General features: G+C 56.6%; 10 protein-coding genes. 8 read left to right on the forward strand and 2 right to left on the reverse strand.

All coding sequences use genetic code 11. The features are described 5' to 3' along the window. Nucleotides 1-649, reverse strand: a 649-nt coding sequence (locus MPJ51_RS11675) for an arginase family protein (protein WP_298386551.1), incomplete at its 3' end; no start/stop codon positions are given. Between the two features lie 104 nt (nt 650-753). Between MPJ51_RS11675 and MPJ51_RS11680 the strand changes: the two genes are divergently transcribed. Next, a complete protein-coding gene (locus MPJ51_RS11680; RefSeq protein WP_298386554.1) occupies nt 754-1659 on the forward strand; it encodes a LysR family transcriptional regulator in 906 nt (301 codons plus the stop codon). Nucleotides 1660-1671: 12 nt separating this feature from the next. Here the strand turns inward: MPJ51_RS11680 and MPJ51_RS11685 are convergent, their stop codons facing one another. Beyond that, nucleotides 1672-2517 (reverse strand): helix-turn-helix transcriptional regulator, encoded by an 846-nt coding sequence (locus tag MPJ51_RS11685; protein ID WP_298386557.1) that lies wholly within the window; start codon nt 2515-2517, stop codon nt 1672-1674. A 158-nt stretch (nt 2518-2675) separates the two neighbouring features. Between MPJ51_RS11685 and MPJ51_RS11690 the strand changes: the two genes are divergently transcribed. From MPJ51_RS11690 to MPJ51_RS11720, 7 genes are all read left to right on the forward strand, one after another. Next, entirely contained in the window at nt 2676-3920 is a 1245-nt protein-coding gene (locus MPJ51_RS11690) for a cysteine desulfurase-like protein (protein ID WP_298386560.1), read from the forward strand. A gap of 116 nt (nt 3921-4036) precedes the next feature. Beyond that, a complete protein-coding gene (locus tag MPJ51_RS11695; RefSeq protein ID WP_298386580.1) occupies nt 4037-4813 on the forward strand; it encodes an ATP-binding cassette domain-containing protein in 777 nt (258 codons plus the stop codon). Between the two features lie 23 nt (nt 4814-4836). After that, entirely contained in the window at nt 4837-5607 is a 771-nt protein-coding gene (locus tag MPJ51_RS11700; RefSeq protein WP_298386563.1) for a transporter substrate-binding domain-containing protein, read from the forward strand. A gap of 56 nt (nt 5608-5663) precedes the next feature. Beyond that, nucleotides 5664-6350, forward strand: a complete 687-nt coding sequence (locus tag MPJ51_RS11705) for an ABC transporter permease subunit (protein WP_298386566.1) — start codon at nt 5664-5666, stop codon at nt 6348-6350. 4 nt (nt 6351-6354) lie between these two features. Beyond that, nucleotides 6355-7032, forward strand: coding sequence for an ABC transporter permease subunit (locus MPJ51_RS11710; protein WP_298386568.1), 678 nt, complete (start codon nt 6355-6357; stop codon nt 7030-7032). Between the two features lie 99 nt (nt 7033-7131). Beyond that, nucleotides 7132-7470 (forward strand): acyl-CoA dehydrogenase family protein, encoded by a 339-nt coding sequence (locus tag MPJ51_RS11715; protein ID WP_298386571.1) that lies wholly within the window; start codon nt 7132-7134, stop codon nt 7468-7470. Next, nucleotides 7463-7654 (forward strand): hypothetical protein, encoded by a 192-nt coding sequence (locus MPJ51_RS11720; protein WP_298386583.1) that lies wholly within the window; start codon nt 7463-7465, stop codon nt 7652-7654. Before MPJ51_RS11715 ends, MPJ51_RS11720 begins: the two co-directional genes overlap by 8 nt. Nucleotides 7655-7683: the final 29 nt, after the last annotated feature.

Below are 7683 nucleotides of genomic sequence, written 5' to 3' on the forward strand. Positions count from 1 at the left end.
TGCCGCGTTTCTGGACCTCTTCCACGAACATCACGCGCATGCCCGCCTGCTCGGAATAATCCCAGCCTTCCGACACGTTCTGCGCCCCGCGAATGCCGATCTGCACGGTTTTATGCGGGTCGATCAGCCCCTCTTCATGCGCCCGGCGGAACGGGGCGCCGTGGTTGAATTTCGACCCCTGAAAGCTGTCCCAGGTGTCGGTATGAGCATCGATATGGATCAGCGCGACCGGCTCTTTCGCGACCGCACGCAGGATCGGCAGGCTGACCGAGTGATCGCCGCCGCAGGACAGAGGCATGACATCGGCGGCGACCAGCATCGCGATGAAATCGGTGATCTCGGCATGGGTCTTTTCGATATCGAAGACCGAGTTGAAGCGCACGTCACCGACATCGGCGACGCGGCACAGCTCATAGGGATTGACGCGCGTGACATGGTTGATCGCCCGCATCAGGCTGGACTGGTTGCGCACCTCGCGTGGGCCATGGCGGGCGCCGGGGCGGTTGGTCAATGCGCCGTCATAAGGAATCCCGACAAGTCCGATGTCAATATCGGTCAGGTTTTCAGCCAGCGGAGCCCGCATGAACGTCGCCAGTTCGGAATATCGGGGCGCGAACATGTCCGGTGCGGGGGATTTGAATGTCGTCACGGTTTTGACCTCATATTGCAGTGTTGAGATCAAGGTTCACATTTACTTACCGCTATTAAACGCCTAATGATGCATGTATGTATTGACGGTTATAGCTGCAACAAATGTTGACCTCTTTATCCAGCCCGGATCTGCATCTGTTGCGGGTCTTCGTGACGGTTGCCGAATTTGGCGGCTTCTCACGCGCGCAGATTGCGCTGAATGTCAGCCAGTCGACGATCAGCACCCAGATGATCGATCTTGAGACGCGTCTGGGCATGCGCCTGTGCCGACGCGGGCGGGCGGGTTTTGCACTGACCGAAGAGGGTCAGGAAATCTATCAGATCGCCAAGGCCCTGCTGGGCAATTGCGAAGATTTCGTGGGTCGGGTCAAGGAAATCCGCGGTGAGGTTTCGGGCGAGCTGCGCATCGCAACCGCCGATGCGCTGCTGGGCAACCCGGAATTCCCCTATGCCCGCCTGTTGTCCGAACTGCGCGAACAGATGCCAGCGGTGTCCTTGCGGCTGAGCGTGCTGGAACCGCTTGAGATTGAACGGCAGGTGCTGGAACAAAAGCTGCATCTTGGCATTCACACCTTCCCCAACCATGCGCCGGGTCTGCGCTATGTACATCTGTTCGGCGAACGGCAGGACCTGTATTGCGGCAAGGGGCATCCCCTGTTTGACGCGGCACCGGGGGATATCGACATCGATGCGTTCGACTATGTCTCGCGCACCTATTACGGGGGCGTGCTGCGCCCGGGACAAATGCGCCCGCAGCAGAACTCGATCCACAGCGGCAACATGGAAGGGGTCGCTGCCGCGATCCTGTCAGGCAAGTTCATCGGCCATCTGCCACGTCAGTCGGCCGCCACCTTGCTGGAAGCAGGTGCGATTAAGCCGATCGGCGCTGACCGGTATTCTTATGAAACCAGTTTCGAAGCCGTTCTTCCGGCCGGTGCCCGCCTGTCGCGGGCCCAAAAAATTCTGGAAGAGATACTGACAAAGCTTTGCAAGGAAATATCCGCCTGAGCGTCGTTCCGATCACTGCATATGCAGCAGGAACAGATTGAACAGCTCTGCCTGTGACGAGATGTTCAGTTTGGTATAGATGTTCCGCCTGTGCGTCTTGACCGTCGGCAGCGAGATATCCAGACACATCGAGATCGAGTTGCTGCTGTGGCCGATAAGGATCATCTGCGCCACTTCCTGTTCCCGCTGTGTCAGGGTGTCATTCCCGAAACTTCTGAACCTGTCTTCGCGGTCAAGCGGCTGCTCGGTCGTGTCGAGGCTGCCCGGATCAATCAGAAACTGCCGCTGCACCACCGCATTGAGAAACGGGAAAAGCCGTTCCAGCGCCGCCCGGCAGTCCGCCGCCATCCGGCCCTCGCGTGCGACCATGAAGCTGAAATCTACCGCCGACCCGTTGGGCAGGTTGATGATCAGAACCACCTCGGCCATGTTTTTGGGCCAGCCGGGCGTGCGATAGCCAATGATCTCGGCCTCATCAATGTGTACGTCCACATCGCTTTCTTCCAGAACGGCCTGATCGTCATTCCTGAGAAAATCCGCAATCGGATACACGCCCGAGATCACGCCGCTTTTGTAGGCCCGGAAGATCGGATTGATGACATAGGTGTAGTTCACAAAGTTCTGCAGGCCACGCTCGTAAATGCAGGGGTTGGGATGGGTGGCCAGCGGCACCGGGGCAAAGCTTTGTCGATACAGCACGATATCAAACACATCATGCCCGAATTCCGCTGCAAGCAATTCGACAAGTTCGGGCAGAAACTGTTCGCTGCCGACAAGCTCGATCAACCGTATGACACTGGCATCGGTGACTGGCGGATACTGGGATTGATGGCGTGTCGGGTTGGTGTCTGTGGTCATTTCAACATCTTCCTCCCCCTGTCTAACGACCAAGCCGAGCGAGATGCAAGCGCCGGAAAGAGCCAGCGTAATCCTTTAGGATGATTTTACCGATCCCTGATGCCGCGAATACTGCCTTCCAACTCTCGAAAGCCCAAAATTCAAAAGGGATCACATAAGTGTCTTTTCCAATTTCGCAGGTCCGCGGTCTGTTCCCCTCGCTGTCACTGACGGATGAGGGCGTTGCCAGAGCCTATCTGGACAACCCCGCCGGGTCGCAGGTGCCAAAATCGGTCGTGGATGCGATTTCGCATTATATGTTGCACGACACCGCCAACGCGGGCGGTATGTTCCGGACAAGCATCGCCAGCGATCAGGTCTGGGTGAAGGCGCATGAAGACATGGCCACCTTTCTGGGGGCCAAATCGATGGCCGAGGTGATCATCGGCCAAAGCATGACCATGCTGACGTTCCACTTGTCCCGCAGCATCTGCCGCGATTTCAAACCCGGCGATCAGATCGTGATCACCCGGATGGAACACGAAGGCAATGTCGGCCCCTGGCTGGAGATTGCCAAGGACAAGGGCCTGGAAATCCGCTGGGTCGATTTCAACAAGGAAAGCTGGCAGGTCGAGGCCGAGGATCTGGCCGCGCAACTGACCGACCGGACCCGTCTTGTGGCGCTGAACTATGCCAGTAACATGACCGGCTCGATCAACGATGTGCAGACGCTCAGCAAGCTGGCCAAGGATGCCGGGGCGCTGGTTTATCTTGATGCCGTGCAACTGGCACCGCACCATTCGGTGGATGCCCATACACTGGGATGTGATTTCCTTGTCTGCTCGGCCTACAAGTTCTTTGGCCCGCATCTGGGTATCCTCTGGGGCAAGGAAGAGATTCTGAGCAACCTCTATCCCTACAAGGGCCGCTGCGTGTCCGATGCCAGCCCGGAATGTTTCGAACTGGGCAGCTCGCAGTTCGAGCTGATGGCCGGTCTGTCCGCAACCGTCGACTACTTTGCGGATCTTGGCGCGTTGTGTGGCGGCGAAGGCGACCGACGGCAACTGATCACTCATGCGTTTGACGTCTCTCGCGCCTATGAAGAGCCGCTGACGAACCGCTTTATCGACGGGTTGCAAAGCCTGCCGGGCGTCAAGATTTTTGGCATCACCAATCCGAACAGGATTGGCGAGCGCGTGCCCACTGTTTCCTTCCGCCATGCGGACCGGAACCCGGCGACCATTGCCACCGCGCTGGCCAAGGCGGGCATTCAGGTCTGGCATGGCCACAACTATGCCTACGAACCGGCCCGATCCCTGAACCTGCCGCTGGATGAAGGCGTCGTCCGGGTCGGGCTGGCACATTACAATACCGATGCCGAGGTCGAAAACACCCTTAAGGAAATCGAAAAGGTGTTGGCCTGATCCCCTATGGCATTGTCGATCAATCATACGCTTCGCAATGACAGCGAATATTGCAGCCCGGGCGCTTCGGCTCTGATCGCCCGGTCGGAATATTCCCAACCTTCAGGTGCACCCTCATGACAACACCCCTCCTCTCGGCAAAAGACATCCACAAAAGCTTTGGTGCGCTGGAAGTTCTGAAAGGCATTTCTCTGGACGCCAACCCCGGGGATGTGATCGCTATTCTCGGGTCTTCGGGTTCGGGCAAAAGCACCTTTCTGCGCTGCATCAATTTTCTGGAGACACCGACCGAAGGTAGCATTTCGCTGGGTGGGGAAGAGTTGGTGTGCCGACGGGGGCATGATGGCCAACTTCATGCGGCGGACAAAAAGCAGCTGAAACATTTCCGGACGAAAATGGGGATGGTCTTTCAGAGCTTTAACCTCTGGCCCCACATGAGCGCCCTGGAGAATGTCATCGAAGGGCCGATTCAGGTCGAGAAGATTGCCAAGAAAGAGGCCATTGAGCGGGCCGAGCATTATTTGCAGCAGGTCGGCGTGTACGAGCGCAAGGATTACATGCCTTCGCAGCTTTCAGGTGGTCAGAAGCAAAGGGTTGCGATTGCCCGGGCGCTGGCGATGGAACCGGAACTGATCCTGTTTGACGAGCCGACATCGGCGCTTGACCCTGAGCTGGTCGGCGAAGTTCTCAAAGTGATGCAAAAACTGGCCGAAGAGCACCGGACCATGCTGGTTGTGACCCATGAAATGGGTTTCGCACGCGAAGTGAGCTCACGCGTGGTTTTCCTTGAAAAAGGCCGCGTTGCTGCGGACGGCACACCGAGTGAAGTGTTCGACAATCCGGAACAATATTCTGCCCGTTGGGCAGAGTTCATTTCCCGCGCGCGGGACTAATTCAATCTGCATAGGAGGATGCAATGAAAAAAACTTTAACCCTGGTCGCGGCCAGCGCACTTACGTTGATGGCAGGACTCGCTCAGGCGCAAGAAACAACCATTCGCTGGGGAACCGAGCCGGGCTACAAGCCGTTCACCTACAAGGATGCCGACGGCAATCTGACCGGCTTTGATGTTGATATCGGCGAAGCGATCTGCGCGGAACTCAACGCGGAATGCGTTTGGGTCGAACAGGACTGGGACGGTCTGATCCCCGCGCTGCAGGCGCGTCGGTTTGACGGCATCCTCGCGTCCATGTCGATCACCGAGGATCGGTCGCGCGTCGTTGATTTCACCCGCCCCTACTATGTGGAAACCAGCCAGTTTCTTGGCCCAATCGACAAGAACTACACCGATGATGAATCGCTGAACGGGAAATCCGTGGGCGTGCTGCGGGGCTCGATCCAGGCTGACTTTATCGCCGGTGCCCGTCCCGAGCTGGTCGTCACCGAATATCCGTCCAACGAAGAGATCTATCTGGATATGATCGCAGGTCGTATTGACATTGCCTTTGTGGGCTCGATCGCAACCGAGCTTGGCTTTCTGGCCTCGGACGACGGCAAACCGTTTGCGCTGTTTGGCGAACACTATGCAGATCCGGAATATTTCGGCGATGGCGTTGGTATCGCGATGCGGAAGTCCGATGCGGAACTGCGTGACAAGATTTCACAAGCCATCCTGACCATTCGGGAAAACGGCACCTATGCCGAAATCAACGATCGTTACTTCTCGTTCGATATCTGGGGTCAGTAAGTGACCAGCCCGAGCCGTGAGCGGCTCGGGCAACTCCCGCCAAAAGGAATAGCCAAATGGATGTTCTCATCGAGTATCTGCCGTCCGTTCTGGGCGGTCTGTGGACTACGATCGGTCTGGCACTGACCTCTCTTGCATTGGCTGTTTTCTTTGGCATCGTCGGTGCAAGCTGCAAGCTGAGCCACAGTTGGGCCCTGCAAACGGCCGGGGGGCTCTATACCACACTCATTCGCGGTGTTCCGGACCTTGTGCTGATGCTGCTTTTGTTCTTCGGCGGGCAGATCGCGATCAATGAGCTTGGCTTTGCGACCGGCCTTTGGGGGTATATCGAAATCAGTCCCTTTCTGGCGGGCTCTTTCACCATCGGCTTCATCTTTGGCGCATATATGACCGAGACGTTCCGGGGGGCGTTCCTTGCAATCCCCAAGGGGCAGATCGAGGCGGCGCAAGCCTTGGGAATTCCCAGCAGCTCATATCTGCGCAGAATTATTTGGCCCCAGATCATTCCCCATGCGTTGCCGAACTTCACCAATAACTGGCTGGTGTTGATGAAAACCACCGCGCTTGTGTCGATCATCGGTTTGCAGGATCTGGTCTACAACGCCAATCAAGCTGGCCGTGCGTCCCGAGAGCCGTTTCTCTTTCTGATGGTCAGCTTCATCGTGTTTCTCCTGCTGACAATGCTGTCTGACGTTGGCCTGCGCAGCCTGAGTCGCCGGTATTCGCACAAATCGGGGGAATGATATCATGGACATTTCACTTATTCTCGAAAACTGGCAGCTCTTTGCGATGGGCCTGTGGAATACCATCTGGCTGGTTACGGTATCCCTGATTGTCGGTGGTCTGCTTGCCTTGCCTCTGGCCATGTCCCAGGCGTTCAACGTGCCAATTGCCGGGCGTATTTCGTACTGGTTCTCTTATTCCTTCAGGGGAACTCCGCTGCTGGTTCAGCTGTACCTGATCTACTACGGGCTGGGTCAGTTTGACTTCATCCGAGAGTCATTTCTGTGGGTGTTTCTGAAAAACGCCTATGTTTGCGCGCTTATCGCGTTCTCTTTGAACAGCGCCGCCTATGCGTCCGAGATCATCAGAGGCGCGATTTGCCAGGTGCCGAAAAACCTTATCGAAACGGCACATGCCATGGGAATGTCAGAGTTTCAGGTGATCCGTAGAATTATTTTGCCAATCGCCTATCGGCGTTCAATTTTCGCCTACAGCAACGAAGTGATTTTCATGCTGCATGGCAGCGTTCTGGCATCCACGATAACCATCATTGATCTGCTTGGCGCGGGTCGGAAGCTGAACATAAGCTATTATGTGACCTTCGAAGGTTTTGTGACGGCAGCCGTGCTTTACATGGCAATTGTCTTCCTCATTTCGATGGGCTTCCGGGTCATCGAAAAGAAGTATGCCATTGACCGCTAGTTCCTCAGCGCTGCACCTGTCGAGTGCGCAGGTTTGGAAATGACGCCTCTTTGCCTTGCCAAAGCGGAACCACAATTGAGCCAGATGAAGATATAAGCGGTGCGCGACGGTGATACCTGGGTCTTGAGTGGCAAGAAACACTGGATCACGGGTGGCGGCGTCTCACAGCTGTATTTGATCTTCGCCCGCGTGATTGAGGGGGGTGAGTTCAACGGCATCGGCGGTTTCATAAGCTATCTGGGCGAAGGCGGGCTGATGATCGGTGCGCGCGGGTATTCGCGCAATTCACCGGTTGAGCGTATGCTGCGCGATGCGCGCATGTTCACCATTGGCGGCGGCACAGCACAGATGCTGCGCAATCTGGTGGCGGGCCGGGCGCTTAACATGAAAACCCCGCAGATCCGCGATGGATATCTTGTAAAAGACGTAAATGGTTGAAGACATGAAGATGAGCCAATCGGCCTCGGACGTCATAGCCGAACGGCTTTTTGAAGCAGGTTGTCGCCGTGCTTTTGGTATTCCCGGCGGCGAAGTTCTGAGCCTGATGGACGCGCATACCTATACCCATCAGGTGTTGAATCATGTCAAACTCCGGGAACCTGCCACACGCGCGCAGAGCTAAACGCTGCGATCAAGGCCGCCTTCAGGCGC

Source organism: Ruegeria sp. (genome assembly GCF_028066395.1).
In the GTDB taxonomy this organism is placed as follows: domain Bacteria; phylum Pseudomonadota; class Alphaproteobacteria; order Rhodobacterales; family Rhodobacteraceae; genus Ruegeria.

What these genes read in the sequence shown, in the direction of transcription:
- MPJ51_RS11680 (WP_298386554.1), top strand. Translation starts at nt 754, where the DNA reads ATGTTGACCTCTTTATCCAGCCCGGATCTGCATCTGTTGCGGGTCTTC.
- MPJ51_RS11685 (WP_298386557.1), bottom strand. Translation starts at nt 2,517, where the DNA reads ATGACCACAGACACCAACCCGACACGCCATCAATCCCAGTATCCGCCA.
- MPJ51_RS11695 (WP_298386580.1), top strand. Translation starts at nt 4,037, where the DNA reads ATGACAACACCCCTCCTCTCGGCAAAAGACATCCACAAAAGCTTTGGT.
- MPJ51_RS11700 (WP_298386563.1), top strand. Translation starts at nt 4,837, where the DNA reads ATGAAAAAAACTTTAACCCTGGTCGCGGCCAGCGCACTTACGTTGATG.
- MPJ51_RS11705 (WP_298386566.1), top strand. Translation starts at nt 5,664, where the DNA reads ATGGATGTTCTCATCGAGTATCTGCCGTCCGTTCTGGGCGGTCTGTGG.
- MPJ51_RS11710 (WP_298386568.1), top strand. Translation starts at nt 6,355, where the DNA reads ATGGACATTTCACTTATTCTCGAAAACTGGCAGCTCTTTGCGATGGGC.
- MPJ51_RS11720 (WP_298386583.1), top strand. Translation starts at nt 7,463, where the DNA reads ATGGTTGAAGACATGAAGATGAGCCAATCGGCCTCGGACGTCATAGCC.